22 protein-coding genes and 1 riboswitch are annotated in these 25,989 nt (G+C 63.0%); of the genes, 10 read left to right on the top strand and 12 right to left on the bottom strand.

What is annotated here, in order from left to right:
- The first annotated feature begins 6 nt into the window (after positions 1 to 6).
- Genes ubiT through ubiV form a run of 3 tightly spaced genes read left to right on the top strand, consistent with a single transcriptional unit; the run spans position 7 to position 2,445 of the window.
- Positions 7 to 525, top strand: a complete 519-nt coding sequence (gene ubiT, locus AC1Z3V_RS04765) for a ubiquinone anaerobic biosynthesis accessory factor UbiT (RefSeq protein WP_483497542.1) — start codon at positions 7 to 9, stop codon at positions 523 to 525.
- Positions 516 to 1,493: a ubiquinone anaerobic biosynthesis protein UbiU gene (ubiU, locus tag AC1Z3V_RS04770; RefSeq protein WP_429814158.1), complete on the top strand. Its 978-nt coding sequence runs from the start codon at positions 516 to 518 to the stop codon at positions 1,491 to 1,493. Before ubiT ends, ubiU begins: the two co-directional genes overlap by 10 nt.
- A 7-nt stretch (positions 1,494 to 1,500) precedes the next feature.
- The gene (ubiV, locus tag AC1Z3V_RS04775) at positions 1,501 to 2,445 is read left to right on the top strand and encodes a ubiquinone anaerobic biosynthesis protein UbiV (RefSeq protein WP_483497543.1); all 945 of its coding nucleotides are present in this window, start codon (positions 1,501 to 1,503) and stop codon (positions 2,443 to 2,445) included.
- Positions 2,446 to 2,467: 22 nt separating this feature from the next.
- On the opposite strand, the gene AC1Z3V_RS04780 is transcribed toward ubiV, so the two are convergent.
- Genes AC1Z3V_RS04780 through bioB form a run of 5 tightly spaced genes read right to left on the bottom strand, consistent with a single transcriptional unit; the run spans position 2,468 to position 7,509 of the window.
- Positions 2,468 to 3,457: a beta-ketoacyl-ACP synthase III gene (locus AC1Z3V_RS04780; protein WP_483497545.1), complete on the bottom strand. Its 990-nt coding sequence runs from the start codon at positions 3,455 to 3,457 to the stop codon at positions 2,468 to 2,470.
- The gene (locus AC1Z3V_RS04785) at positions 3,454 to 4,722 is read right to left on the bottom strand and encodes an adenosylmethionine--8-amino-7-oxononanoate transaminase (protein ID WP_483497547.1); all 1,269 of its coding nucleotides are present in this window, start codon (positions 4,720 to 4,722) and stop codon (positions 3,454 to 3,456) included. The genes AC1Z3V_RS04780 and AC1Z3V_RS04785 overlap by 4 nt, the downstream gene beginning before the upstream one ends.
- Entirely contained in the window at positions 4,719 to 5,357 is a 639-nt protein-coding gene (gene bioD / locus AC1Z3V_RS04790; protein WP_483497549.1) for a dethiobiotin synthase, read from the bottom strand. Before bioD ends, AC1Z3V_RS04785 begins: the two co-directional genes overlap by 4 nt.
- Positions 5,354 to 6,499: an 8-amino-7-oxononanoate synthase gene (locus tag AC1Z3V_RS04795; protein WP_483497550.1), complete on the bottom strand. Its 1,146-nt coding sequence runs from the start codon at positions 6,497 to 6,499 to the stop codon at positions 5,354 to 5,356. The genes bioD and AC1Z3V_RS04795 overlap by 4 nt, the downstream gene beginning before the upstream one ends.
- Positions 6,496 to 7,509: a biotin synthase BioB gene (bioB, locus tag AC1Z3V_RS04800; RefSeq protein ID WP_483497551.1), complete on the bottom strand. Its 1,014-nt coding sequence runs from the start codon at positions 7,507 to 7,509 to the stop codon at positions 6,496 to 6,498. The genes AC1Z3V_RS04795 and bioB overlap by 4 nt, the downstream gene beginning before the upstream one ends.
- A 427-nt stretch (positions 7,510 to 7,936) precedes the next feature.
- Positions 7,937 to 8,057: riboswitch (TPP riboswitch) on the top strand.
- A gap of 157 nt (positions 8,058 to 8,214) precedes the next feature.
- On the opposite strand from bioB, the gene thiO reads away from it, so the two are divergent.
- The 4 genes from thiO to AC1Z3V_RS04820 are packed head-to-tail and all read left to right on the top strand — an operon-like array spanning position 8,215 to position 10,759.
- Entirely contained in the window at positions 8,215 to 9,186 is a 972-nt protein-coding gene (gene thiO, locus AC1Z3V_RS04805) for a glycine oxidase ThiO (RefSeq protein ID WP_483497553.1), read from the top strand.
- Positions 9,183 to 9,380: a sulfur carrier protein ThiS gene (gene thiS, locus AC1Z3V_RS04810; protein ID WP_334197205.1), complete on the top strand. Its 198-nt coding sequence runs from the start codon at positions 9,183 to 9,185 to the stop codon at positions 9,378 to 9,380. Before thiO ends, thiS begins: the two co-directional genes overlap by 4 nt.
- Before the next feature lie 3 nt (positions 9,381 to 9,383).
- Complete coding sequence (locus tag AC1Z3V_RS04815) at positions 9,384 to 10,157, top strand: thiazole synthase (RefSeq protein ID WP_483497555.1); 774 nt, start codon at positions 9,384 to 9,386, stop codon at positions 10,155 to 10,157.
- Positions 10,154 to 10,759, top strand: a complete 606-nt coding sequence (locus AC1Z3V_RS04820) for a thiamine phosphate synthase (RefSeq protein WP_483497557.1) — start codon at positions 10,154 to 10,156, stop codon at positions 10,757 to 10,759. The genes AC1Z3V_RS04815 and AC1Z3V_RS04820 overlap by 4 nt, the downstream gene beginning before the upstream one ends.
- A 34-nt stretch (positions 10,760 to 10,793) precedes the next feature.
- Here AC1Z3V_RS04820 and AC1Z3V_RS04825 read toward each other — a convergent pair whose 3' ends face one another.
- Positions 10,794 to 12,539 (bottom strand): amidohydrolase family protein, encoded by a 1,746-nt coding sequence (locus AC1Z3V_RS04825; RefSeq protein WP_483497559.1) that lies wholly within the window; start codon positions 12,537 to 12,539, stop codon positions 10,794 to 10,796.
- A 126-nt stretch (positions 12,540 to 12,665) separates the two neighbouring features.
- Between AC1Z3V_RS04825 and AC1Z3V_RS04830 the strand changes: the two genes are divergently transcribed.
- The 3 genes from AC1Z3V_RS04830 to AC1Z3V_RS04840 all read left to right on the top strand — a co-directional run bounded on the left by AC1Z3V_RS04830 (position 12,666) and on the right by AC1Z3V_RS04840 (position 19,575).
- On the top strand, positions 12,666 to 16,778 hold the full coding sequence (locus tag AC1Z3V_RS04830; RefSeq protein ID WP_483497561.1) for an AAA family ATPase: 4,113 nt from the start codon (positions 12,666 to 12,668) through the stop codon (positions 16,776 to 16,778).
- Positions 16,775 to 18,334, top strand: a complete 1,560-nt coding sequence (locus AC1Z3V_RS04835; protein WP_483497562.1) for a B12-binding domain-containing radical SAM protein — start codon at positions 16,775 to 16,777, stop codon at positions 18,332 to 18,334. Before AC1Z3V_RS04830 ends, AC1Z3V_RS04835 begins: the two co-directional genes overlap by 4 nt.
- 167 nt (positions 18,335 to 18,501) lie before the next feature.
- A complete protein-coding gene (locus AC1Z3V_RS04840) occupies positions 18,502 to 19,575 on the top strand; it encodes a glycoside hydrolase family 25 protein (RefSeq protein ID WP_483497564.1) in 1,074 nt (357 codons plus the stop codon).
- 142 nt (positions 19,576 to 19,717) lie between these two features.
- On the opposite strand, the gene AC1Z3V_RS04845 is transcribed toward AC1Z3V_RS04840, so the two are convergent.
- The 6 genes from AC1Z3V_RS04845 to AC1Z3V_RS04870 form a co-directional block, all read right to left on the bottom strand.
- A complete protein-coding gene (locus AC1Z3V_RS04845) occupies positions 19,718 to 20,722 on the bottom strand; it encodes a ScyD/ScyE family protein (protein ID WP_483497565.1) in 1,005 nt (334 codons plus the stop codon).
- Positions 20,701 to 21,453: a formylglycine-generating enzyme family protein gene (locus AC1Z3V_RS04850; protein WP_483499554.1), complete on the bottom strand. Its 753-nt coding sequence runs from the start codon at positions 21,451 to 21,453 to the stop codon at positions 20,701 to 20,703. The genes AC1Z3V_RS04845 and AC1Z3V_RS04850 overlap by 22 nt, the downstream gene beginning before the upstream one ends.
- Positions 21,454 to 21,463: 10 nt before the next feature.
- Positions 21,464 to 22,525 (bottom strand): ABC transporter ATP-binding protein, encoded by a 1,062-nt coding sequence (locus AC1Z3V_RS04855; protein ID WP_483497566.1) that lies wholly within the window; start codon positions 22,523 to 22,525, stop codon positions 21,464 to 21,466.
- A 4-nt stretch (positions 22,526 to 22,529) separates the two neighbouring features.
- Entirely contained in the window at positions 22,530 to 23,390 is an 861-nt protein-coding gene (locus AC1Z3V_RS04860) for a carbohydrate ABC transporter permease (protein ID WP_483497568.1), read from the bottom strand.
- A gap of 7 nt (positions 23,391 to 23,397) precedes the next feature.
- Positions 23,398 to 24,318 carry a carbohydrate ABC transporter permease gene (locus AC1Z3V_RS04865; protein ID WP_483497570.1) on the bottom strand — a complete coding sequence of 307 codons (921 nt, stop codon included), beginning with the start codon at positions 24,316 to 24,318 and terminating at the stop codon, positions 23,398 to 23,400.
- A 203-nt stretch (positions 24,319 to 24,521) separates the two neighbouring features.
- Complete coding sequence (locus tag AC1Z3V_RS04870) at positions 24,522 to 25,781, bottom strand: ABC transporter substrate-binding protein (RefSeq protein ID WP_483497571.1); 1,260 nt, start codon at positions 25,779 to 25,781, stop codon at positions 24,522 to 24,524.
- Between the last annotated feature and the right edge of the window lie 208 nt (positions 25,782 to 25,989).

The following is a 25,989-nucleotide window of genomic DNA, read 5'->3' on the forward strand; positions in this document are numbered from 1 at the left end:
TAGTAAATGACCCTTCCGCTCGCGATCACCGCACCCCTCAGCTTCGTTCCCATCGTCGCCATCGAAAGCGTGGTGCAACGGGTCTTTGCCCGCGTGATCGCGGCCCATCCCGGCCTCTTCGATCGCCTCGCCGACCATGCCGCCAAGCGCTACGCCTTCCTGCCGTCCGATCTGCCGATCAGCTTTCTGGTCGAGCCGTCGGTGCGGCGTATCTCCGTCCATCGCAAGGAGCGCGCGCCCGCGTCAGACGCCCGCATGGAAGGCGAATTCGTCCTGCTGCTGGCGTTGCTCGAAGGGCGCATCGATGGCGACGCCGTCTTCTTCTCCCGTGATCTCACGGTCAGCGGCGACATGGAGGCGATGCTGGCGCTGCGCAATGCCCTCGACGATTGCGAAATCGATCTTCCAAACGATCTCGCGCGCATGAGCGGGCCGCTCGCGCCACTCATACGCCGCGCCGGGGAGGAGATCCGAGAACGCGCACTTGGCCGCGTTCTCAAGGAGGAGGCTTCCCAATGGAACTGATCTGCCCCGCCGGCACGCCGGCCGCCTTCCGCGAAGCCGTCGATGCCGGCGCCGACGCCGTCTATTGCGGCTTTCGCGACGAGACCAACGCCCGGAATTTCCCCGGGTTGAACTTTTCGCGAGAGGAACTGCGAACGGCCATTGCCTATGCCAAGCAGCGCAAGGTGATGACCTTCGTCGCGATCAATACCTTTATGCGCGCCGGCCAGGAGAAGCTTTGGCACCAGGCGGTGGACGACGCCGTGGCACTCGGTGCCGATGCCGTCATCCTCGCCGACTTCGGCCTAATGGCCTACACGGTAGAGCGCCATCCGCAGCAGCGGCTGCACGTCTCGGTGCAGGCCTCCGCCTCCAATGCCGATGCCGTGCGGTTCCTCGTCGAGGCTTTCGCGGCAAAACGCATCGTGTTGCCGCGCACGCTGACGATTGCCGACATCGCCCGCCTTGCCAAGCAGATCGATTGCGAGATCGAGGTTTTCGCCTTTGGCGGGCTCTGCGTGATGGCCGAGGGGCGCTGTTCGCTGTCCTCTTATGCCACAGGCAAGTCGCCCAACATGAACGGCGTCTGCTCGCCCGCCAGCCACGTGCGCTACCGCCAGGACGGGCGCGAACTCGTCTCCGAGCTCGGCAACTACACGATCAACCGCTTCCCGGCCGGCGAGGCCGCGGGCTATCCGACGCTCTGCAAGGGGCGCTTCGACATTGCCGAGGAACGCGGCTACGCCTTCGAGGATCCGGTCTCGCTTGACGTCATGGATCATATCGATGCGCTGCGCAGCGCCGGCGTCAGCGCACTGAAGATCGAGGGACGACAACGCGGCAAGGCTTATGTTGCCGAAGTCGTCTCGGTCATGCGGCGGGCGCTGACCGCCGGCGCCGCCGAACGGCCCGCGCTTGTATCGCGGCTGAAAGCTCTGAGCGAAGGCCAAAAGACGACAACAGGCGCCTATGAGAAGCGCTGGAGATAACCGGCCCATGACCACGTCCATCAGCCCATCCAAACCGGCCTTGAGCCTCGGCCCGGTCTATTATCTCTGGGACGGCCCCAAGTGGCGCGACTTCTACTTCCGCATCGCCGACGAAGCGCCGATCGCCCACGTAACGATCGGCGAGGCCGTCTGCTCGAAGCGACTGCATTTCATCGAACCGCATATCGGCGATGTCATCGAACGGCTGGAAAGCGCCGGCAAAAAGGTGAGCCTCGCCTCGCTGGCGCTCGTGACGCTGGAGCGAGAGAGCCAACTTGTACGCGGACTGGTACGTGACAGCGCCCATCCGATCGAGGCCAACGACCTATCCGCCCTGCACCTGCTTGCCGGCAAGCCGCATTCGATCGGACCGCTGGTCAACATCTACAACGGCGCCACGGCAAGACTGCTGGCATCACGAGGGGCGGCGAGCATCTGTTTGCCGCCGGAGCTGCCGATGGCATCGGTGCGGGACATCATTCAGGACAATCCCGGCGTCGCTTTCGAGGTCTTCGCCTTCGGCCGCGTACCCTTGGCGATCTCGGCGCGCTGCGCCCATGCCCGTTCCAAGGGCCTGATCAAGGACAACTGCCAGTTCATCTGCGGCGAGGACACGGATGGCCTGACAGTCGAGACGCTCGACCGCCAGCCCTTCCTTGCTCTCAACGGCGTGCAGACCATGTCGCACACCTGCCAGGCGCTGATGCAGGAACTCCCTGAACTGGCCGCCGCCGGGGTCTCCCGGATCCGGCTGTCGCCACAGGATTGCGACATGGTCGCCGTCGCCGAAATCTACGACGACGCGATTGCCGGCCGGCGCACCATCGGGGAAAGCCTGGTACGGCTCGAATCCGTCTATCCGGGCATCCCGTTTTCCAACGGCTTCCACCACGGCCAGACGGGAGCGGCGTGGGTCAAGGTACCGATTGCCGGCGAAGCCCCGACTGCATGAAAGCGTCCGTGCTCTCAGCCAGCTAGAAACCAAGCACCACCGCGCCTCCGGTGAGCCCGGCACCGGCCGCCGTCAGCAGCAGTTTCTCGCCGCGCTCAAACGGCCGCTCTTCTCGCTCCAACGATAGCGAGAACGGGATCGTCGCGGCGGAAGAGTTGCCATAGTTCGCGATCGTGCGCACGGTTCTTGCTGGCGCGATGGCAAGACGATCGCAGACGGCGTCGAAGATCCGGGCATTGGCCTGATGCGGCACGAAGCGGCTGATCTCCGACGCAGTACAGCCTGCGACGTTCATGGCGCGGACGGCACACGTCGCCATCATCTCCACCGCCCGGGCAAACATTTCCCGCCCGTCGCGCATCGTCATCAGGAAATCCTCGGGCGGCATGCCCGGCGAGAATGGTTGGCTGCTGCCGCCGGCGGCGATCGAGATCAGATCGTAGCCGCTGCCGTCGGCGGCAAGATCAACACCAAGCAAGCCGGTCCGCGGATCATCGGAAGGCATAACGACAACGGCGCCGGCCGCGTCGGCAAAGAGAACGGCGCTTGCCCTTTCCGCCGGATTGATGCGCCGGCTCAAAATGTTGGCCGCCACCACCAGCACAGGCTTTCCCTGCGAACGGACGAAGCCATCGGCGAGTGTCAAGGCGTAGAGGAAGCCCGAGCATGCCCCGGCCAGATCGATCGCGCCCGAGCGGCCTAGCCTGAGCCGATGGGCAAGAAGCGGCGCCGAAGGTGGCAGGAGATGATCGGGCGTCGAGGTCGCGAGCAAAGTCAGGGCGATATCGTCCCGCGGGATGCCGGCATCATCGAGTGCCGCCGCACCGGCTCTCGATGCAAGTCCCGTCAATGTCTCGCCAGCCTCGACCCAACGCCGCTCGCGAATGCCGGTACGGCGCTCGATCCAACCGGGATCGAGACCGAGCTGCGTTTCGATCTCAGCGTTTTCAACACGCCGCGCCGGCACCGCATGGCCGAAACCGACAAGGCGGGATGAGCGCGCGACGCTCACAGCCGTCCTGCCACGAATAGCGACGCCGCCTCGTCGATCGCGTCATAGGCCCGGTCGAGATCGGCATCCGTGACGCAATAGGGCGGCATAAGATAGATGACGTTGCCCAGCGGGCGGATCAGCAATCGGCGCTCGCGGAAGAACGCCTTGAGCCGCGGGCCGGCTTCGGAAAGATAACCGGCGGTTGGAACCTTGAGATCAAGGGCGGCAATCGTACCAAGCTGGCGGGTATCACTGAAGCGGGGATCTTCGGCAAAGCGCGCGACATGCCGACGCTGCCGCGCCGTCAACGCGTCGATGCGTTCTCGCACAAACTCCTCTTTCCAGACGGCGAGATTGGCGACGGCTGCAGCGCAGGCGATAGGATTGGCCGTATAGGAACTCGAATGGAAGAAGGTCTTGCGTCGATCCGTCGAGAGGTGTGCCTCGAATATCTCGGCCGTCGAGAGCGTCGCCGCCAGCGGCAGCGCGCCACCGGTCAGCCCTTTCGAGGTGCAAAGGATATCGGGCGTGATGCCAGCCTGCTCGCAAGCGAACAGGCTGCCCGTCCTTCCCCATCCCGTCATCACCTCGTCGGCGATCAGCAGGGCGCCGTGCCGCTCGGCGATCCGTCTCAACTCGGAAAGGATGGAAGCCGGGTAGGCCTTCATGCCGCCCGCACCGAGAAGCAACGGTTCGATCAACAGGGCCGCGACCGCGCCGGAGACGCAGGCCGCCTCGAAGGCATCCAGCGTCGTCTGCTCTTCACCCGCCTCCGGAAACGGCAGCCGATCGACGGCGAAGAGCAGCGGCGCGTAGGGCGCATTGAAGACGCCCCTTTCTCCCGTCGACATCGTGCCGATCGTGTCGCCGTGATAGCCATTTTCGAGGACGCAGATGCGGTTGCGCGGCCGGCCGAGATTGTGGAAGAAACCAAGTGCCATCTTCAGTGCGACTTCGACCGCCGTCGAGCCGCTGTCGGAATAGAACACATGGGCGAGGCCGGGTGGCGCAATCTCGATCAACCCGCTCGCCAGTTCCTCCGCTGGCGCATGGGTATACTCAGCGAAGATGAGCTGGTCGTAGGTTTGCGCTGCAGCACGGATCGCTTCCATGATGGCAGGATGCCGGTGGCTGTGGGTGATGACCCACCAGGACGAGATCGCATCGAGGATCGCCGCCCCGTCTTCGTCGATGAGATAGGCGCCCTCGGTCCCGACGACGCGTCGCATTGCCGGTTCCAGTGCATGCTGGGTGAAGGGGTGCCATACCGGGGATCGTCTCATGCCGTCACCTCATGGAAGCAGCCGATGTCGAAGTTTTCGCGAAAGGCCTGTTGCAGGCGATCCGGTGTCAACGGATCGAGCCGCGGCAGCCGGCCAAGCCGCCGAACCTCCCCCAGTTCTGCAATGATCGCCTCGCTGTCCGCCTGCTCGTCGCCGATGAAGGCCACTCCCAGGACCGGGATAACACGGCGGCGCAGCGCCTCGAGCGACAACAAGGTGTGATTGATCGTACCGAGCCCGGTGCGGGCACAGAGGACCACCGGGATTTGCCAGCGCGCAAACACGTCGGCGAAGACCACCCGCTCGGTGAGCGGCACCAGGAGCCCACCCGCCCCTTCGATGACCAGCGGTCGGTTCGCTGCCGGCGGAGAGAGCGCTTCAGGCAAGATCGTCACGCCATCGATCCGCGCCGACAGGTGGGGCGAGGCCGGCGTCATGAGTTGATAGACCTCGGGCAATACCCGTTCGGGTGGGACCCTGCCGAGCCGCGCTACGACTTCGCTGTCGGTTTCGCCGTCTAGCCCCGACTGCACTGGCTTCCAGTAGCTGCCGGAAAGCGCATCGGTCAGCGCCGCAGAGAATATCGTCTTGCCGATGCCGGTGTCCGTGCCGGTGACGACGAAACGGGGCATCATGGCCGCTCCTCCGCCATTGCGAGCGCCAAGCGCTCCAGCATATTCGCGATCGTCGGACGGTCGACATTCAGCGTAATCGCGATCCGGAGCCGCGCGGTCCCCTCTGGGACGGTCGGCGGACGGATGGCCCTGATATCGAAGCCTTCTTTGCGCATGCGCGCGGCAATCCGTACGGCGCAACCGTTGTCGCCGATCGGCACCGGAAGGATCTGCGAGCCACTGCCTTCGATGCCGAGGGTGTCGGTGAACGCGCGATTGGCGAAGGTCCGGAGATCATCGAACGCTGCTCGACGCCGAGGCTCATCTACGAGCGTCACGAGAGCCTCCCGGACGGCGGCGGCAATCAGCGGCGAAGGCGCCGTCGAATAGATGAAGTTGCGGGCACGGTTGACGAGATAGTCGCACAGGACCGCATTTGCGCTGATCAGCGCACCGGAGACGCCGAGCGCCTTGCCGCAGGTGTGGAGCACGACGAGATTTTGTCGGCCTTCCAATTCTGCGGCCAAACCGCGGCCGTCCGGTCCAAAAACCCCGGTCGCATGCGCTTCGTCGACGACCAGAAATCCATCATGCCGCGCGGCAAGTGCCGCAAGATCCGCAAGCGGCGCCCGGTCGCCGTCCATCGAATAGAGGCTTTCGACGGCGATCCAGGGATGCCCCGTGCCGCCGCGCTTGCGCCATGTGCCGATCGCATCGGCGAAGGCGTCGACGTCGTTGTGCTTGACCGCGACCGCGCCGGCCCTGCTTGCGGCGATACCCTCATGGGCACTCGCATGGATCAAGGCGTCGTGGACGATGATGTCGTCGCGCTGCGGGAGCGTCGAAAACAAGGCGGCATTGGCCGCATAGCCGCTGCCAAAGAAGAGTGCCCTCTCCGCGCCAAAGAAGGCGGCTGCCTGCGCCTCCAGCGCCGCGTGTTCCGCATGGTTGCCGCGCAGGAGCCGCGAACCGCCGGACCCGACCGGCACGCCGCGCTCGATCGCAGCGGCAATCGCGGCCTTCAACCGCGGTGACCCGGCAAGCGCCAGATAGTCGTTGGAGGTGAAGTCGATGCCGCCCCCGGCGACAAGTCCGCGGCGGCGCCCCTTGCGTTCGAGGCCGTGTAGCGTCTTCTCGTGGCGAGTAATGAGGCTCGCGGTCATTCGGCGTCCTGCTTTGCGGCAAGCGCCATCGGCTCCAACCCGAGGCGGCGGAAGAGGCCCGCATCATGGTCCTCGCCCGGGTTGTCGGCGGTCAGCAGCGTCTCGCCGACGAAAATCGAATTGGCGCCGGCGAAGAAACAGAGCGCCTGCATCTCGTCGCTCATGTCGGTGCGGCCGGCCGAGAGGCGGACGTGGGACTTGGGCATCAGGATGCGCGCAAGCGCGATCGTACGGACGAAGTCGATCGGATCCACCGGTGCCGCGTCGGCGAGCTTCGAGCCCGGGATCGGGATCAGCATATTGATCGGCACGCTTTCGGGCGGCACAGGCAGATTGGCGAGCGTCACCAGCATCGATACCCGGTCTTCAACGGTTTCGCCCATGCCGAGGATGCCACCGGCGCAGACCTTGATGCCGGCGTCGCGGACATTGGCAAGCGTTTCCAACCGGTCGGCAAAGCTGCGGGTGGTGATGATCTCGCCGTAGAAACGCTCCGACGTATCGACATTGTGGTTGTAGTAATCGAGCCCGGCGTCTGCGAGCCTTTCGGATTGTTGCGGCGTCAACATGCCGAGCGTCATGCAGGTCTCCATGCCCAGCGCCCGCACGCCGCTAATCATGGCGACAATCGCCTCCATGTCGCGCTCCTTGGGGCTGCGCCAGGCGGCACCCATGCAGTAGCGGGTCGCACCGCCCGCTTTTGCCTTCCGTGCCTCGGCAAGGACCCGTTCGACCTCCATGAGTTTCGATGCCTTGAGTCCGGTCGGGTAGTGCGCCGACTGGCTGCAATAGCCGCAGTCCTCAGCGCAGCCGCCGGTCTTGATCGAGAGCAGTCTGCTCATCTGGATCGCGTTCGGATCGAAATGGACGCGGTGAACGGAATGCGCTCGAAACAGCAGATCGTTGAAGGGCGAATGATAGATTTCTTGTGCTTTGGCCAATTCCCACGCGGTTTCGGCGGGCTTGGCGGCAACCGAAGTCGGCTCGATCGTACTGTTTGCATCCAGCATGCGCGTTCATTTCCCTATTCGCAGCAAGGCATAATAGATAGAATCTAATATTATCTATAATTTCTTTCGAAGTGACCCCGGGCAACCATTCAAAAGGAGAGACTCGACAAAAGTGCAACCATAGAGCGAATAGACAAAAGCCGAGCTCGACGTCGTGTGGGAGAGAACTCAAATAATTTCCACGATTTAGAACCACAGCGCTCCCGGCAGAAGGCAGGACGATAAAAGTGAAGGTCCGCTATCCATGCCTCTGTCAGGCATTCGATACCCGCTATCCGTCCACTATCAGCAGTGAATCGGCAACACCGAAATGTGCGGTCATCTCAATTTTATAGATAATTTTTGGTCCGAACCCAATCCGAACGGCCACACGCGATGTGCGCGACGGCGGCTCTTGACAAAAACTGGTCCAGCCCGTCAGTCTTGAAACATTCACCAGGGGTGTCCCGGCAAGGGGCTGAGATTCTGCTAGGCGGTTTGCGCGGCGCAGTGACCCGTTGAACCTGATCCAGTTCATACTGGCGTAGGGACGGTGCAGACATCGCTGCCGCAATCATCGCGTTCGCGCGGACAGACTTTGGCAAGGCGTCCTTCCTTCCCTTCCGGTTCGAACTGGGTCTCCAACCATGGAGCCTCGGCAATGCGTATCTTCACCGCGACTTTTCCCACAACACGTCCCGCTGGCCGCGACTGGGCGCATTGACCATGCGCGCCCTCATCAAAGGCGCCGGCGTCGTCGGGCTGGCCTTCGCCCATGAATTGACCGCCCGAGGCGTCGAAGTGACGGTTGAGGAGCGGCAGCCAGACTTCTCCGGGGCCGCGTCCTGGTTTGCCGGCGGTATGCTTGCGCCCTGGTGCGAGCGCGAGAGCGCCGAGGAACCGGTGTTGACACGCGGCATCGCCGCCATCGATTGGTGGGATCGGGTGCTTCCCGGAGAGGTATCGCGCAACGGCACCCTTGTCGTCGCCCCGCCACGCGACGCCGGCGAACTCAAACGCTTCGCTTCGCGCACCTCCGGCTTCGAGTGGCTCGATGCCGAGGCGCTCGCAGTGCTGGAGCCGGCACTTGCCGGGCGCTTCCGGGAGGCGCTGTTCTTTCCGAGCGAGGCGCATCTTAACCCGCGCCGAGCGCTTTGTCTGCTGAGGCAAAAGCTCGTCGAACGCGGTGTCGCCCTCATCGGTGAGACCGATAGCGACGGCGGCTACGATCTAATCGCCGACTGCCGAGGCGCGGCAAGAATCAACAGCACTGCCGGACTGCGTGGGGTGCGTGGCGAGATGCTCTACCTGCAGAGCGATGAAGTGGAATTGTCGCGGCCGGTTCGTCTCATCCACCCGCGCATCCCACTCTACATCGTGCCGCGCGGCAACGGCCTCTTCATGTGCGGGGCCACCATGATCGAAACCGATGACAGCGGTCCGATCACCGCCCGCTCCCTGATGGAGTTGCTGAATGCCGCCTATGCGCTGCACCCTGCCTTCGGCGAGGCGCGCCTTCTGGAAACCGGCACAGGCGTCCGACCGGCCTTTGCAGACAACCTGCCGCGCATCAACCGCGCCGGAAATACCATCGCGCTCAACGGGCTCTACCGCCACGGCTTCCTGCTTTCGCCGGCTTTGGCCGAGGAAGCGGCGGACCTTGCGCTTGCCTGGAACCTGAAGGGAGACGCCGCATGAAATTGATTGTCAACGGCGAGGATCACGACCTCGCAGTCACGACCCTTGCCGAGCTTCTGGCGACACTCGACTTCGAAGGGGATTGGCTTGCTACCGCCGTCAATGGCGAGCTGGTGCACCGGGCCGACCGTTCGGCCCATTCCCTCAACGATCGCGACCGGATCGAAATTCTCTCGCCGATGAAAGGAGGCTGAGACATGCTGACGCTTTACGGACAGGAACTGCATTCCCGCCTGCTTCTGGGCACCGCCCGCTACCCTTCGCCTGCCTCCCTCGAAGACACGGTTCGTTCGTCGGCAACCGAGGTCGTCACGGTCTCGCTTCGTCGAGAAACCGCCGGCGGGAAACAAGGCGGCGCCTTCTTCGAACTGATCCGCGCGCTCGGCGTGCGCGTGCTGCCGAACACCGCCGGCTGCCACTCGGTGTCGGAGGCGGTGCTGACCGCCAGGATGGCCCGCGAGGTGTTCGGCACGAACTGGATCAAGCTCGAAGTCATCGGCCATCAGGATACGCTGCAGCCGGATGTCTTCGGGCTGGTCGAGGCGGCACGCATCCTCTCGGCCGAAGGCTTCGAGGTCTTCCCCTATACGACCGACGACCTGGTGGTCGGCGAGCGCCTTGTGGAAGCCGGATGCAGGGTGCTGATGCCCTGGTGTGCGCCGATCGGCAGCGCCAAGGGACCGCAGAACATCTCCGCCTTGAGAGCCATGCGGGCCCATTTTCCGGATATGCCGCTGATCGTCGATGCCGGCATTGGCCGCCCGTCGCACGCAACGGCGGTGATGGAGCTCGGCTTCGATGCGGTGCTGCTCAATACTGCCGTCGCCGGGGCGGCAAAGCCGGCCCTCATGGCTTCCGCTTTCGCCCGGGCGATCGATGCCGGACGCGATGCCTTCGAGGCAGGCATGCTCGAACCGCGCGATTTTGCCGTCCCCTCCACGCCCGTCATCGGAAAGGCGGTGTTCGCGTGAAGCTCGATCCCTTCTACCTCATCGTCGACAGCGCGGCATGGATCGAGCGGCTGGTGCCGCTCGGTGTCAAGCTGGTGCAACTTCGCGTCAAGGATCGTCCGGATGCAGAGCTTCGCGACGAGATCCGCGCGGCCAAGGCGATCTGTGACCGCCACGGTTGCCAGCTCGTCGTCAACGACTACTGGCGCCTCGCGATCGAAGAGGGCTGCGATTTCGTCCATCTCGGACAGGAGGATCTCGCCGGCGCCGATCTCGCTGCGATCCGCGCCGCAGGCCTAAAATTCGGCCTCAGCACCCATGACGAGGCCGAGCTGGAGACGGCCCTCGCCGCCAGGCCCGACTACGTCGCGCTCGGGCCGATCTATCCGACGATCCTCAAGCAGATGAAATGGGATCCGCAAGGGCTGCCACGCCTCTCCGCCTGGCGGGAGCGCGTCACGCCGCTGCCGCTCATTGCGATCGGTGGGCTCAATACCGACCGGATTGCCGGCGTCTTCGAGCATGGCGCCGACAGTGCCGCGGTCGTCACCGACATCACGCTGAATGCTGATCCCGAAGGGCGGACGCGCGAATGGATTGCACGCACGGCGCGCTGGCGATGAGTCTCCGTGACGTGGCAGGTGCTACGACCTCATCTCAGGCGAACGCCAGTTCCGCGAGCCAGGCGCTATCGAGGCCGCGCTTGCGGCAATAGGCCATAAGCCGGTCGCGCGTTTTGCCTGGCCGATCGAGACCGAGAAAGCGGGAAGCGTTCCTCCAGAGGATGTTCTGCTGATGCTCGTCGCTGACGCTGGCGAGCGTCAGCTGCTCGGCGATCCGCGAAACATAGGCGTTGTAATCCTTCTCGAGCGCCATCATCGACCAGTCGGTCCCGAACATCAGATGGCGGGCGTCGGGATCGTAGGCGGCCAGCCATTTGTCCAGCAATTGACGGATCTCGGCGTGAAGAGTTTTGTCGTCGCTGCTGACCAGCTCACTGAGATAGCTTAAATCCGCAAAGAGGTTCGGGCGGCGCTCGTGGTCGATCGTTCTGCCGATGATCTCCTCCCAGCTCGGCGGCCCGGAAAACTTGTCCTGGGGACAAGAGACCATGACGCCCGTCGGTGCCCCGGGGCGCAGGATTTCGTCAAAGGCACCGAAATGCGCCAGGTTGATCCGCAGCTTGTCGTATTGGTTCGTATCGAGCAGCTTCTTCCAATAGGCAGGGCTTGCCAGATTGCCATAGCCACAGCCGGCGCCGATGCTGTTTTCCGCATGCGCCATGATCGGCACGTCGTTGTCGCGGCACCAGACGTAAAGGCGCTTCAGCGCCGCATCGATCGCCGGATCCGCGTTGCCCCAAGCCTTGAAACCCATCGGCGGGTAGACCTTAACGCCGATGAAGCCTTTTTCCATGATCGCATACTGGACATTCGCAAGCGATGAACCCGGCCCTTGCGCTTCCCGGTGCGGATCGAAGCCGACGAAGCTGTGCATGCGGATGCCGTGCTTCCTGGTGACGATCTGCTGGACCTCGTCCATGACGTCGATCTGGTCGCGCTGCGGCGATGATGTCCCGTGAAGCGACTTGTCGAAGTCCAGAATGCTCGGCGTGATCAGCGAAAGCCGGCATTTGGACGCGAAGATCTTGACATAGGCTTCCGCCAGATTTTCGCGGTAGTCCTGCATCAGCCGGACAAAGGAAAGATAGGTTCCGATCTGGTCGTGCGCCTTTGCGTTGTTGGCAAGGGTATCGACCTCCTCGTCACTCATGCCGCCGCCGGAGCTCCGCTGGTCCAAACGCCTCTGGAATGTCTGTGGCAGATTGGGCGTGCCGCCAAGCTGGCGCAACAGACCGTCATAATCAGGGGATTCACCAAAGTTGCGCCTCGAGAATGTCGAGCGTTGCTCGTTGGCGCGCGCGACAAGATCCTTTATCGCGACGCGCAATTGCTCATCCCTGCGCCGTGCGAGCTCGGTGTCTGAAAGACGCCGCTCCCTTTTTTTTAGAACGGCAAGTTCATGCTTGGCTTTGGGCGCGACGTCGCCAAGGGCGGTAACGAGAAAGACCACCAAGGCATTTTCCAGCCCCTTCGCCTCCTGCGCGTTTGAAGAGAGCCTTTTCTCCGGCATCTTCTCCCGCAACGCCACGTAGCGAACCAGACCGTCCACCGGCACATCGGCCGCGTTGAAGAAATGGCAATGAACGTCGATGATCGGATGACTGAGACTGCAGGCGCCGGGCGAAGGCAGATGCCGGCATCCGGAAAGCACATTTGCAAAAACGCCCGCCGAAACCAGCCGCAAGAAATCGCGGCGCGCCACGGCGGCAACCGGACCAGCCCAGTCGACCCCCATCGTCCCCTCCTGTTGCGAGACCCCCTCGAACAATCGGGCAAACATTACTCCGTCCTGCCACCTCGCGAAACAGGTATTTACTTGCCGTTACTGGAAGATCGAAGATCAGCGTGAGTCGTCTTTCAGTCAGACAGGAGGCGTGTTACTCTAAAATCTTGGGGAGAATTTTGCGTGGTTGGTGGCGCCGGCAAATATGAGTTCCAACGTTACCTGTCCGGAGCCCTGGTCCAATGGTCCTCCCCGGCAGCGACGGAATCGGCTGCCCCGGCACGCGAAGACTTCCTCGGCTCGCTGCTTTTCGCCGACATTTCCGGCTTTACGCGCCTGACCGCCAAATGGTCCGAAAGTGACCGCGCTGCCGGCGCCGAACGCGTCAGCCTGCTTCTGAACGCCTTCATGGGCGAGCTCATCAGCCATATCGAGGAGCATGGCGGTACGGTCTTGAGTTTCGCCGGCGACAGCCTGATTGCCGGCTGGCGGGCGTCGTCTGCCGAAGATCTCGAACTGACGGCCTGGCGCAGCTGTTATTGCGCCGAACGGATCCGCGAGCAAATCGGCGGGCCGGGCAATCTCGAAGATGCCCTTCAGTTGCGCATCGCCGTCGGCGCCGGCGCCATCACCCTGTTGCATCTGCTCCCCCGCGCGGACCAGCGTTGGCTGATCGTCGGAGGCGACTGCCTGGCCCAGGCCGATCATGGCGGCCAATTGAGCGACGCCGGCGAGATTCTCGTTTCCGATGCCGTGTGGCAGTTGATCGGCAAGCGGGCCAAGGGCGGGCTGAACCGCGAAGGGACAGCGCGCCTCGATAGCATCGAACCCTGCTCGACCACGAAGGAAGCGCCCCGTACCCAGCCGGGCGCCACATCCGAGCGGCTCGAGGCCTATCTCCCCCTTTCGTTGCGCAGCCGCCTGCTCTCACCGCTTTCGCAATGGCTCGCGGACCTCAGGACCGTGACCGCGCTTTTCGTGCATATCGTCGGCCGCGACCTCGATACGGATCTCGACCGGTTAAACAAGCTCGTGGCGCGCTCGATCGCCGTCGTCGGCCGCACCGGCGGAGAGATCCTGCACACAGCGCTCCATTCAGGCGGGCTCGAAGTCTTCGCCGTCTTCGGCCTGCCCGGCAAGAAGCACGCCGACAATGCGCGCCGAGCGATCATCGCTGCCCTGCGCCTGTCGAACGAACTCGACGAACCGGATCTCGGCTTGTCGGCGGGCATCTCGACCGGCGAGAGCTTCTGCGGCGCACTCGGTACGATCCATCGCGCCGACTACACCGTCGTCGGCGCTGCCGTGAACATGGCCTCACGGCTGGCGAGCGTCGCCGCAGGCCGCATTCTCGTCGACCAGGCAACGGCGAAGGAAACCGCCGGCCAGATTGCTTTTTCCGGTCCCTGGACACTTGCTGTGCCCGGCATGCGTGGTGGCGTGGTCGCGTTTGCGCCGATTGCCGAGACCGTCGCGACGATCGACACCAAATCTCCCGTTCTTTTCAACCGGGCCGCCGAACTCGCGGCACTCAACGCCTATGTGGAGCGCGCGGGCCGAGGACAGGCCGGGGTGATGATCGTCAAGGGTGATTCCGGCGTCGGCAAATCGGCTCTGCTTCGTGCCTTCGTCGAAACATGCCGTGACCATGGAAGCCAGGTTCTGGTCGGCCATGCCGACGATATCGAAAGTGACGTGCCTTACTTCGCCTGGCGTGGGGTGATCCGCGACCTGCTTGGCATCGGCGACCTGCGCGGCGCCAATGCCTCCGATCAGGTAATGCAGTTCTTCGCCCACCGACCCGAACTCGCTCATCTGGCGCCGCTGCTCAACGATGCCATCAACCTCACTTTGACCGACACGGCCGAGACCCGGGCGATGTCGGGCGACGGGCGGTCCCACCGCCTGCGTGAATTGCTGCGCGATCTCATGACCGACAGCCTTTCCTGGGGGCGCGGTCTCGTCGTGCTCGAAGATGTCCATTGGCTGGACGAGGCATCCGGCCAGTTGCTCGGCCGCCTGGTTTGCGGACCGGCACCGATCCCGGTCGTCGTTTCCACCCGGACGGCCAGGACGCAACAAGACCTGACGCGATGGACCGGACAACACCACAATGGTGCGCAGACACTCGATCTCCTGCCACTCGATTTCGAGGGCACGATTTCACTCGTACGCGCATCGATCGGCAGCAGTTCCCCGGCAGATGGCTTTTGCGAAGCGGTCTATGCGCAGTCGGCCGGAAACCCGCTGCTCATACACGAAATCTGCCGGATGATCGGCGAACGGCGATTGCCGAAGACCACAGAGACCCAAGCGCCCCTGTCACTCCCCGAAGCCCATTCGAACGAAGCGACCTTGCTCAATACGGCCAAGGTCACCGTGATTGCCCGAACCGACCAGCTCCCGGCCGAGCTCCAGGCGCTCCTGAAGATCGCAAGCGCCATGGGCGCGACTTTTTCCGCCGCGGAACTCCAGGCGCTTCCGCCGATCAGGAAGTCCGCCCTGGACATCGAGGCAAGCATCGAGCGGCTGCAGGCGGCCCATCTGATCAAGCCCATGGATGACCGCCCGGGGCGCTTCACATTCAGCCACGCCGTCATCCGCCAGGCCATCTACGACAGCATGCTTTCGGAACAGCGACGTGAGGCACATCGTGCGATCGCGCAAGCGATGGAGGAAAGCAGACAGCCCGACAATGCGGAAAACCTGCCACGCATCTTGAGCCATTGGGAGCGCGCCGGCGAGGCCGCACTTGCATTCAACTATCTGGACCGCGTCGCCGAACTGCGCCTGCGCCAGTTCGACAATGCCGCCGTCGTCGACCTGATCGAGCGCTTTTTCAAAACTGCGCGCGATCTCTCAATCACGATCACGTCGGCACGGCGGGCGGCCGCCTGTTTCCTGCTCGGCGAAGCCAATCTCAATCTCGGCCGCGCCGAAGCTGCGCGGCATGCCTATGAGGAGGGTCTGCGGCTTTCCGGCCTGCCGCTTCCACGCACCTCGGTCGGCCTCGCACTGCATCTGCTTCTCGATCTTGCAGAACAGGTGTGGCGCCGCGTTACCCATGGAGACAAGGACTGGATCCTGGTACGGGAGATCTCGCGATCGCCGTCCGATCCTTTCCTCCTCGCGGCAAAGGCGCATGAGGACCTGACGCGTATTTACTACTTCACCAGCGAGAAACTGCGGCTGATCCATGCGACGCTTCGCGCGACGAACCTTGCCGAAAGAAACAAATACGTCTCGCCGACGACCGCCACCAATTATGCAAGCCTCGGCGCCATATGCGGCGTCATCCCGCTGCACAAGCAGGCCGAGCACTACAGCCGCCTGGCCGCCGCCCTTTCGGAGCGCGTCGACCAGTTGGGAACGCGCGTGCGTGTCGACCTCCTGTCGGGCATGTATCAGATCGGCATCGGCCATTGGCGCGAAGGCAAGCAAGCGTTCGAGGCCGGCCTCAACAATGCCTCGACCGTCGGCGATTTGAGGCGGTGGTGCGAAGTGGCCGTTGGCCTGGAGACGATTTCCGGTCCCTGGCTGCTGACCTCGGCTTTCGAAGGCGTTGCTCCCTGGGAGATTCTGGTTCAGCGGATCTGCGAAGAGGGCCGCAGGCGCGGCGACATCCAGGTGCTTGGCTGCGGCCTGCTTGGCCGTCTCAGGGGTCACACGGCCCTTGGCCGATGGTCTGCCATCGACGCCGATCTCGATGAGCTCAAGCAGATCATCACCGCAAAGGCCGACGGGCTGGAACTCGTACATTGCATCGAGGGCGCGTCTCTTCTGGCGGAAGCCGCGCGACGGCAGGGCGACACGGGCGCAGCAAGAGCCTGGTTCGAGCGCGCGTTCTCCTGGTGCCAGACGCTCAACCCGGCAATGAAGACGCGAACCCTGCCGGCACTTGCCCGCCTGTTCGACGTGGCGAGCGATCCGGACGGTGGTGACCCGGCTGCGGCGCAGCTTGTCCTCAGAAAGCTTGAGCGCTTCGCGCGCGTCTATCCTATCGGTCGCCCGGCGGCAGCGCTCGGCGAGGCGACCCTGTACCTGCATCGCGGCCAGCAGCGCCGCGCCGAGCGGGTGGCGCGATACGCCTTCGCGGAGGCGATCCGGCTGGAGATGCCGGCGGTGGCGCTCGCTTCGTTGCACCATCCGGCCGGGCCGAAGGATGCGGCGGCGTGGCAGGCATTGGAGACAATGTTTGTCGTTCGGCAAAACACCTGGAGCGAGGTGCTCCAACTCGATCAGGCCGAGTTCCAGACCCATCTTCCGATCGTTGCGTTCGAGGGAGGCCATGCATGAACCAGTTTCGAGTGCCCCGCGTCCTGATCGTGCTTGCCCATTTCGACGAGACCAGAAATCCGCAAGGTCGCCCCGATTTCATTCCGCAGGGGACCGGCCACCTGTTTCTGGCCGGCGCCTTTGCCCGCAATCGCGTGCACCTTCGCGCCTACAGCGAATTTCACGACGGGCCGCTCGTCGACGAGACGGCTTTTGCGGAACTGGACATGCTGGTGCTGACGGGGGTCACCGCCGCCTTCGACCGGATGCGCCACCTGACCGCCTATGCCCGCACGAAATCGCCAGGCTGCGTCATCGTCGCCGGTGGACCGGTCGTCCGCAATCTGCCGGTTTCGAGCGCCGAAACCTTCGACTACGCCTGCGAAGGCGACGTCGAGGAGATGCAGGCCGTAATCAAAGAGGTCTTCGGGGAATGGGCGGTCTCCGAAACGATCCTGCCACGCTTCGACCTCGCCAATTGGGGCAGCCCGGTCAGTTACGTCGAGACGAGTCGCTACTGCAATTTCAAGTGCAGTTTCTGCGCGCTCACCGCGGAAGGCCGCCGCTACCACGGCTACGATCTCGGCTACATCGAAGCACAACTTCGCAATGCCCCGCCCAAGAAATACGTGCTGTTCATCGACAACAATTTCTACGGCAACAGCAAGGACGCCTTCCACGCCAAGCTCGAGCTGATCCGGTCGCTTTGGCGCCAGGGTCTGTTTCAGGGTTGGTTCGCGCTCGTCACCGGAGATTTCTTCCGAGACCCCGACAATCTCGAAGCGGTGCGCGCGGCCGGTTGTCTCGGGCTCTTCAGTGGCGTCGAGACGCTGAACGAAGCGCAGTTGAAGCGCTACCAGAAGAAGCAGAACCTGGTGGTGCCGCAACTGGAAGCCATTCAGACCTGTCTCAAGGCCGGCGTCGCCTTCCAATACGGACTGATGTTCGATCCGGCAGCGCAGACGATGCAGGCGATGCAGGACGAGCTGGCCTTCATCACCGGCGAGAGCAGAATGCCATTGCCGGCCTTCCTGAGCCTGACGATCCCACTGCTTGGCACCCCGCTGTTTGACGAATGCGCCGCAGAGGGTCGCTTCCTTCCTTCTGCCAAGCTGCGCGACATGGATGGGTTCACACTGATGACCCGCCCCCTCGACAACCTTGACGATGTCGCCCTGTTTGCCCGCAAGCTGTCGCGCCTCGATGGCAATCGCGCCCTAATCCTGCGCCATTGCCTCGGCTTCTACCGCAACTACCGCCGTTCGCTTTCGGGCCGGCAGATGATCCACCTGCTTGCCAACAGCCTGCGACTTGCCTTGCCCTCGGTCATGCATCGCCATGGTCTCCCGATGCGCTCGGGGAGCGACGACAATCTCACTTATGTCACGACGACGCAGCCGCTCGGACCGCTCTACACGCCAGCTTTCCGGGTCGGCGAAGGCTTCCGCTCGCATTTTGCGCCGACGATGATCACCGACGCCTCGGGCGCGCTTGACGAGACCATTGCCCGCAATCTCGAATTCCGCGCCGGCCAGCGGCGGCGGACCGGTACCGGCATGGAACACGCCCCTGGCTGAAACACTCCGGCAACTGCGTCAATGTGCTCTCGTCACTGCAACCTCCAGTGCGTGAAGTTGGGTCGGGTTGGTAAGATTGGATTCAATCTTTTTGGGTAAGCTTCCGTTAGCTATTCACACCTGTCGGCCGGCGATTGCCGTCGACCTTGTTCTGCGTACGGGTGCCCATGCGTCTTTCAGCTGCGACCGCAATCATTTTTGCCGGCCTTGTTTCGGGCTGCACTTCCAGTTCGAGCCTGGACACCATAGCACCGCGGCCCTCGCGTGAAACGACCAGCTCCGTCGTGCTTTCTGCCGCACCGGTACCCGCCGCCAATGTCGGCGCAAGGGTCTCCGAGGTAACGCCACCGCAGACCGTCCAGTCCGCACCGCCGCAGGAGATGCTCGCCTGGGCCGGCCCGGTTCCGGAGCCTGAAGCCTTTACGCCAGCGGCCAATACGACGACGACAACGGCGACCATGGACATGCCCGTCCCCGGCGCTCGGCCGGTCGCCTTCGTGGCCCCCGCCAATCCGGTCACACAGGCGATGCCGCAGGGGCGCTCGCGGATCTACGGCCACCGTTTCCGCGATGCCAAGCCGATCAATTTCGGCCGCGCCAAAAATCCGCGAAAGATGGCCGTCCACGGTGTCGATGTATCGCGCTGGCAGGGCGAGATCGACTGGTCGAAGTTGCGCACCCAGGGCGCGAATTTCGCCTTCATCAAGGCGACGGACGGCGGTGACCATCTCGACCCGATGTTCAAGAAGAACTGGCGCGCCGCCAAGGCAGCCGGTATGCGGCGCGGCGCCTATCACTTCTTCTACTGGTGCCGCACCGCCGGCGAGCAGGCCGACTGGTTCATCCGCAACGTGCCGCGCGAACCCGGCGCGCTGCCGCCTGTGATCGACGTCGAATACAACGGCGAATCCAGCTGCAAGCGGCGCCTGTCACCCGAACGCGTGCGCGAAAAGATGCAGGTCTTCATGGACAAGCTCGAGGCGCATTACGGCCAGCGTCCGATCATCTATACGGCGCCGGACTTCTATGCCGACAACCTGCAGGGCGCGTTCCAGAAATATCCGTTCTGGCTGCGCGCAGTGGCCCAGCATCCATCCAAGGTCTACCCGAACCGCAAATGGCTCTTCTGGCAATATTCGGGCTCCGGCCTGTCGCACGGCGTCGACGGCAAGATCGACCTCAACGTCTTCCACGGTAGCGAAGACGAGTGGTATGACTGGCTGGAGGCACGGGCGAACTGAGCCGGCAGCAACGGGCCGCGAGTGGCCCGCTACGGCATGTTTCCTTAGATCGTCGCCGGTCCAAGGATAAAAACATGCAGCAATTCAACGTGCTAAAGCGACCCTTGCGCGTCTGATAAGGCGCGCGGCGCTCCTTGCGCCTTCACCGCCCCTCTTGGCGGGCCAGAAAGAGCAGCGTGCCTCCGAGTTCGGAGATGACGATCTGCCTGTTGTCCCACACGAGGACGGAGACCGGTCGCGTCAGCCCGTCGACCACCGTCTGCCGGCTGCCCGTCGCATTATCGAACAGCAGCAACCGCCCGCTGTTTGCTTGGAACCCCTGCTGCTGGTCGTACAGGCCGTGTTCAAGAATGAGCATCCGTCCCTTTTCGTCGAAGGCAATAGCGACCGGTGCATTCAGGCCATCAACCTCCGGCCGCAGCTCGGCGCCCTCGCTCTTCTCGGGAATTGAAACGACCTTTCCAGCACCGGCGAGGAAAGGAAAGCCGCCGAAAAGCGCAACATAGAGACGCCCCTGGCGAAGCGTGATCCCGGTCGGCACGGCATCGACCTCGTAGCTTCCCTTGTTGAACTCCGTCGGAGAGAGTGTTTCCAGCGCGGCCGCCTGTTGACGCAGGCGACGAAACCTCATGAGCGGCTGCTTGCGACCGTCGGTTCCAAGTCGCTCGACGCTGTTGCGCGCCGAATCGACGACGTAATAGCCATCCGCGGCGGCGACGAGGTCGAAAGGATTCCAGAAGTCGGCGTTGATGACGCGGCGCCGGCCGGCGCCGTCGATCGCGATGAGGGCATGGTCATAAGGCCCGGCATCCGCATTGGCCGGCGTCCATCCTTGGGCGACGACCAGTTTGTCGCCGGCGCGAAGCACCCGATAGGGACCGGTCGGATCGCCGATCACGTCGAGGCCATGGGGAAAGACCGGACCGAACGCTTCGAGGTCGCCCGCGGGGATCCGCCGATAGAGCCGGCCACTGGCAAGATCGGTAACGAGAAGAGCCTCGCCGTCGCGAGAAAGGCCGCCGAAGGCAGCACCGGCCTTGCTGAAGCTTTCAAGCCGGTAGCCCGGCGCGACCGCCGGCTCGGCAGCGGTACCTGCTGCGAGAAGCAGGAAGACGATGAGGATCGTCATTTGCCGGAACGGACGCATCGGAAACCGCCATTCCCCGAAAACCGGAAGTTGGGATCATAGGCCAAACGATAGGTTGTGGTAAGATGTGTGGGATCGCTGTTCCAGGCCCCGCCGCGCAGCACGCGATACGATTTGGCGCCGCTGCTCGCGGGCGTGGCGGCATAGGGCGCATAGAGATCGCTCGTCCATTCCCAGACATTGCCGACGAGGTTGAGTACCCCTTCGCTGCTTGCGCCATCGGCAAAAGACAGGGCGGGGGCGGTCATCGGATAGCCATCGCTCACGTCGCCAGCGCAGCAATTCGCAGCGCCGGCGTTGGCGCGGCGGTCATCCGCAGGCGCAATACCCCATGGAAACGCCTGCCCCTCGGTCCCGCGCGCCGCCCTCTCGTACTGCTGTTCCGAAGGGAGAGTGAGGCCATAATGACGGCAAAAGGCATCGGCGTCTCCCCAGCTTACGCCGACCACGGGATAATCGTCCAAACCGAGAATCGGATGCCCCGCGTAGAAAGCGGGACGATGGCCCGTCGCTTCCACGAAGGCCCGATATTGCCGATTGGTGATTTCGGTGCGGTTGATCGCAAAGGCGTCGCCGGACACCAGGCGGCGCGGACGTTCGTTATCCGGGCCGTCGTCACGGCCGAACACGAAAGTGCCGGCGGGAATGTCGATAAGCGGATTGCCGGCGATCGGACCGTCATCAGCGGTGGCCGCCCCCGGCGCAAACGTCAGCGCGATCGCCACAGCCATCATCCGGAGATCAGAAGTCGACACGACGCTGAGACTCGCCATCGAACAGAAACACCCGATCGGCCGCGACCTTGATGCCAATCGGCTGATCGATCTGACCGACGAAATTCTTGTCTGCCCGCAGGGTCAGCAATTGGGCGCCGAGCCTGAGGCTGACAAGCGTGTTCTCTCCGGTGAGCTCGACCGAATAGATTGGGGCGACCAGATTGGCATCGTGCCCCCCGGCTCCCGTCGCATGGATGTCTTCTGGGCGAACGCCGAGAACCGCGTGGGGAGCGCTTGCCTGGCCGAGCCCGCCGACCCTCAGCCCAGCGCTGGTGAAGATGCCGTCCCGCGCCTCGCCCGGAATGAGGTTCATCGGCGGCGAGCCGATGAAGCCGGCGACGAAAAGCGTACGCGGATCGCTGTAGATTTCCCGCGGCGTACCCAATTGCTCGATCACCCCCTTGTTCATGACCGCCACCCGATGCGCCAGCGTCATCGCCTCGATCTGGTCGTGCGTGACGTAAATCGTCGTGACCTGGAGCTCATGCTGGAGATGTTTCAGCTCCGAGCGCATCTGGGTGCGCAGCTTCGCGTCGAGATTGGAGAGCGGCTCGTCCATGAGAAAGACGCGCGGCGTGCGCACGATCGCACGGGCAAGCGCGACGCGCTGGCGCTGGCCGCCCGAAAGTTCCCTTGGCAGGCGTGACAGCATGGTCTCGAGTTCCACCCGACGCGCGACTTCGGCGACGCGCCGTTTGCTTTCCTCGGGTGGCACTTTGCGGATCTTGAGAGGGTAGCCGATGTTCTGCTCGACGGTCAGGTGCGGGTAGAGCGCATAGGACTGGAAGACCATCGCGACGTCGCGATACTTCGGCAGGACGCCATTAATGCGTTCCGCATCGATGTAGATATCGCCGGAGGTCGCCTCCTCGAGGCCAGCGACCATGCGCATCGTCGTGGTCTTGCCGCAACCGGAAGGGCCAAGCAGGACGAGAAACTCCTTGTCCCTGACCTCCAGGTTGAAGTCGGCCACCGCGACGAATTCGCCGAATTTCTTGGAGACGTTGTTGAACGTCACGGACGCCATGGCCTCACCCCTTGACCGCCCCGAGAGACAACCCCCGGACCAGATGCTTCTGAACGATGAACGCGAAGATGACGATCGGCACGCAGGCCATGAACCCGGCGGCGCTGATTTCCCCCCAATAGGTCTTGTACTGCGTCACCCGCCCGGCAATGCCGATCGGCAGCGTCTGCGACTGCTCGGTGAGCGTGATGATCAGGGAAAGCAGGAACTCATTCCAGGAGATGATCAGGCAGAAGATGGCGGTAGCCGCGAGCCCTGGGCGCGCCAGCGGCAAGGCGACATGCAGGAAGGCGCCCCATTGCGTGTCACCGTCGACGATCGCCGCCTCTTCCAATTCGACGGGCAAGTCCTGGAAATAGCTCTTCATCATCCAAGTGGCGAACGGCAGGTTGAAGGCGGTGTAGGCGATGATGAGCGCCGACTTGGTGTTGAGCATGTCGAAGGCGTTGAAGAACAGATAGAGCGGGATGATGCTGACGATCGGCGGCATCATCCGCGTCGAAAGAATCCAGAACGAGATCTGCTTGCGCCATTGCCAGGGATAGCTGAATCGCGCCAAGGCATAACCAGCCATCGTGCCGAAGCCAACGGAAATGATCGTGGTTCCGACCGCGACGAGCAAGCTGTTCAGTGCGTAGCGCAGGAACGGGCGCTGGATGAACGCTTCGTCATAGTGCTTCAAGGTCGGGTTGCGCGGCAGCCATTCGGGCGGCACGGCGAAAATGTCGATGTCGTACTTGAACGAATTCACCGCAATCCAATAAACGGGAAATAGCGTCAGGATCAGCGCGACGAGGATCGTCAGATAGGCGGTCAGGCGGAGAAGCATTTCGCTGCCGCGGCTGCGTGTTCTTATCGTCGCCATCGTCGCCTCACTCCGCCAGCCGCATGCGCTTCATGAACCAGGTGCTCAGCACGATTGTCACGAACAGCACGAAGAGAGAGATCGCCGCCGCGTAGCCGGGATCGGCGAAGCGATAGGCGACCTGATAGATGTACAGGCTCAGGACCTTCGTTCGATCCGCCGGACCTCCCCCCGTCAGGATGAAGACCAGATCGAAAAGGCGCAGCGCATCCATGACGCGCAGGAGCACGGCAATCGCGATGACCGGTTTCAGGAAGGGCAGCGTCAGATCCCAGAACTGCCGCCAGGACGAGGCGCCGTCGAGCGCCGCCGCCTCGTAGGGCTCGACCGGCAGACTTGCCAGCCCCGCCAACATCAAGAGGAATATGAATGGCGTCCACTGCCAGACATCAGCAACGATGATTGAAAACATCGCCAAATTCACGTCGCCCGCCCAGGCCTGCAATGGAAGACCGAGACGGAACATGATCTCGTTGAGGACGCCAAACTGTGGCTCATAGATGATCTTCCAGGTGATCGCGACGGCGATCGGCGGCAGCATCATCGGGATCATTAGGACGGTTTTCAGAAAGGTCAGCCGGCGGATGAACTTATCAAGCAGCAGCGCCAGGCCCAGTCCGAGCAAGAATTCAAACGTCACCGCCACGATCGTGAACACCGCGGTGTTGCGCAGCGCGACGTGAAACTGGGCGTCGGTCAACAGCCGCGCGAAATTGCCTGAGCCGACGAATTCCCAGGGCAGATCAGGATTGGGGCTGATCCGGTGGACCGCCGCATAAAACATGTAGAAGCTGGGAAAGATCGTCAGTGCCAGAAGGACGATCATCGTCGGCGCAAGCATCAGGTAGCGCAGGTGACGCTCGGTCCAATGCTCAAGCGCGCCACCTCTGGGCGGCGCCATCGGCATGCCTTTGTCGGGCCTCAACATTGGCTCCTCCCGCAGGCGCTACTGCATGTGTCCGTAGCCCAATCAAGGATGCAAACATGCAGCAATTCAAAATGTGACAGCGACCGTTACGTCCCTGATAAGACGTCGGGCGCTCTCGCTACTGACGTCGGATGCGGCCCACCGGTCGGTTCCGGTGCGGCCGCGGGAGCAGAGCCTGTGGCCCTACCGTTATAGGCGTCCGCCTATTTAAGGCCGGTGATTTCTTCGACCGCCTTCTGTGAGTTCTTCAGCGCCTCCTCCGGCGTGATCGTGCCCGCGACCGCCTTGGAAAGCTCGATCCCGAAGGCATTTTCGATCTCCGGCCACTTCGGATGGCGCGGCCGTGGCGTCGAGGCCTGGATCGCCTCCATCAGCACAGGGTAGTGGCGGAATTTCTCCTGCTTGGTCAGTTCCGGGTCGGTGAAGACTGAGGTGCGGACCGGCGGATTACCGCGCTCGGCGGAGATCTTGATCTGCTCGGGCGAGGTCGCCCAGATCATAAAGTCGAAAGCCTCCTGTTTGTTCTTGGAAGCCGACATGATGCCCATGGTCCAATGCCCGATTTCGGAGCTGCCCGGTTTCGTGCCCGCCGGAATCGGACTGTAGGATATCTTGCCGACCATTTTCGATTGGGTCGGATCCTCGAAGGTCGCAACCCAGTTCGGCCAGTTGATTGACGACGCTGCGGTGCCGGCGGCAAGCGCAGTGCCTACCTCGTTGGCGTTATAACTCTCGATCCCCTTTGGAGAAACGTCGCGGAGCGCCATGAATGTCTTCATCGCGGCCGCGCCTTCCGGCGTATCGATCGTCACCTTCGTACGATCCTCGTTGAACATATTGGCGCCGTAGGACCAGAAGATCGGCATGAAATCGGCGACGACCGGGTTACCCTGGCCGCCACGGAAAACGTAACCGAAATAGCGACCGCCGCCTTCCTTGGTCAGGGCCTGGCTCGCCTTCAAGACGTCGTCCCAGGTCTTCGGGGCGTCAACACCGGCTTCCTTGTATTTCGCGGCGTCGTAGAAGAACATCTGCGCGTTTCCCACATAGGGCAGGCAGACATAGGGACCGGTGTTGTAAGGGTTGCGGCATATTGCCAGCGACTTCGAGAGGAAATCGGTGTCCGGCCCCTCCAAGCCCGCCTTCTTGAAGAACGGCGTCAGATCCTCCAGATGTCCGTTCTCCGCGAAAAACGGAATCCATGGGTCATCCATCAGAATGATGTCGAACACGCCGGATTTGGTCGCTCCTGCATTGGCGCCCTGCTCAAACACATTGGCATAAGGCGCCTGCACGATCTCCACCTTCGTGCTCTTCATTTTCGAGTAGTCGGCGGCAGCGGCTCTTAGGCCGTCGCCTTCACTGCTCGATGGCACGAGGATTGTGAAATCGGCCCATGCAGCTCCGTTGATCGCAAGTGCAGACGCCGCGGCAGCCAAAACGAGAAACAGTTTGCGAACCATTGTACACCTCCCAATCCGAGTTGTTGGTCAAAGGCCACTTCGCAATGGACCCGACCTTGCCCGGCATGGTGGAGACGCTGCCTCGACATCCACAAACAATTGAACAGCAAGATGAAATGGAGGCCGGCATCTCCTTAGCCGGCTGTTGCTCCCGCGATGAGTTTATCACATCAAAAGGCTTATTCAGAGAGGTTGCATTAGTATTTAC

This window comes from Ensifer sp. 38_S197, from assembly GCF_056924495.1.

Coding starts and splice junctions, on each gene's coding strand:
- ubiT (WP_483497542.1), top strand. CDS start 7: ATGACCCTTCCGCTCGCGATCACCGCACCCCTCAGCTTCGTTCCCATC.
- ubiU (WP_429814158.1), top strand. CDS start 516: ATGGAACTGATCTGCCCCGCCGGCACGCCGGCCGCCTTCCGCGAAGCC.
- ubiV (WP_483497543.1), top strand. CDS start 1,501: ATGACCACGTCCATCAGCCCATCCAAACCGGCCTTGAGCCTCGGCCCG.
- AC1Z3V_RS04785 (WP_483497547.1), bottom strand. CDS start 4,722: ATGAGACGATCCCCGGTATGGCACCCCTTCACCCAGCATGCACTGGAA.
- bioD (WP_483497549.1), bottom strand. CDS start 5,357: ATGATGCCCCGTTTCGTCGTCACCGGCACGGACACCGGCATCGGCAAG.
- AC1Z3V_RS04795 (WP_483497550.1), bottom strand. CDS start 6,499: ATGACCGCGAGCCTCATTACTCGCCACGAGAAGACGCTACACGGCCTC.
- bioB (WP_483497551.1), bottom strand. CDS start 7,509: ATGCTGGATGCAAACAGTACGATCGAGCCGACTTCGGTTGCCGCCAAG.
- thiO (WP_483497553.1), top strand. CDS start 8,215: ATGCGCGCCCTCATCAAAGGCGCCGGCGTCGTCGGGCTGGCCTTCGCC.
- thiS (WP_334197205.1), top strand. CDS start 9,183: ATGAAATTGATTGTCAACGGCGAGGATCACGACCTCGCAGTCACGACC.
- AC1Z3V_RS04815 (WP_483497555.1), top strand. CDS start 9,384: ATGCTGACGCTTTACGGACAGGAACTGCATTCCCGCCTGCTTCTGGGC.
- AC1Z3V_RS04825 (WP_483497559.1), bottom strand. CDS start 12,539: ATGTTTGCCCGATTGTTCGAGGGGGTCTCGCAACAGGAGGGGACGATG.
- AC1Z3V_RS04835 (WP_483497562.1), top strand. CDS start 16,775: ATGAACCAGTTTCGAGTGCCCCGCGTCCTGATCGTGCTTGCCCATTTC.
- AC1Z3V_RS04840 (WP_483497564.1), top strand. CDS start 18,502: ATGCGTCTTTCAGCTGCGACCGCAATCATTTTTGCCGGCCTTGTTTCG.
- AC1Z3V_RS04845 (WP_483497565.1), bottom strand. CDS start 20,722: ATGCGTCCGTTCCGGCAAATGACGATCCTCATCGTCTTCCTGCTTCTC.
- AC1Z3V_RS04850 (WP_483499554.1), bottom strand. CDS start 21,453: ATGGCTGTGGCGATCGCGCTGACGTTTGCGCCGGGGGCGGCCACCGCT.
- AC1Z3V_RS04855 (WP_483497566.1), bottom strand. CDS start 22,525: ATGGCGTCCGTGACGTTCAACAACGTCTCCAAGAAATTCGGCGAATTC.
- AC1Z3V_RS04860 (WP_483497568.1), bottom strand. CDS start 23,390: ATGGCGACGATAAGAACACGCAGCCGCGGCAGCGAAATGCTTCTCCGC.
- AC1Z3V_RS04865 (WP_483497570.1), bottom strand. CDS start 24,318: ATGTTGAGGCCCGACAAAGGCATGCCGATGGCGCCGCCCAGAGGTGGC.
- AC1Z3V_RS04870 (WP_483497571.1), bottom strand. CDS start 25,781: ATGGTTCGCAAACTGTTTCTCGTTTTGGCTGCCGCGGCGTCTGCACTT.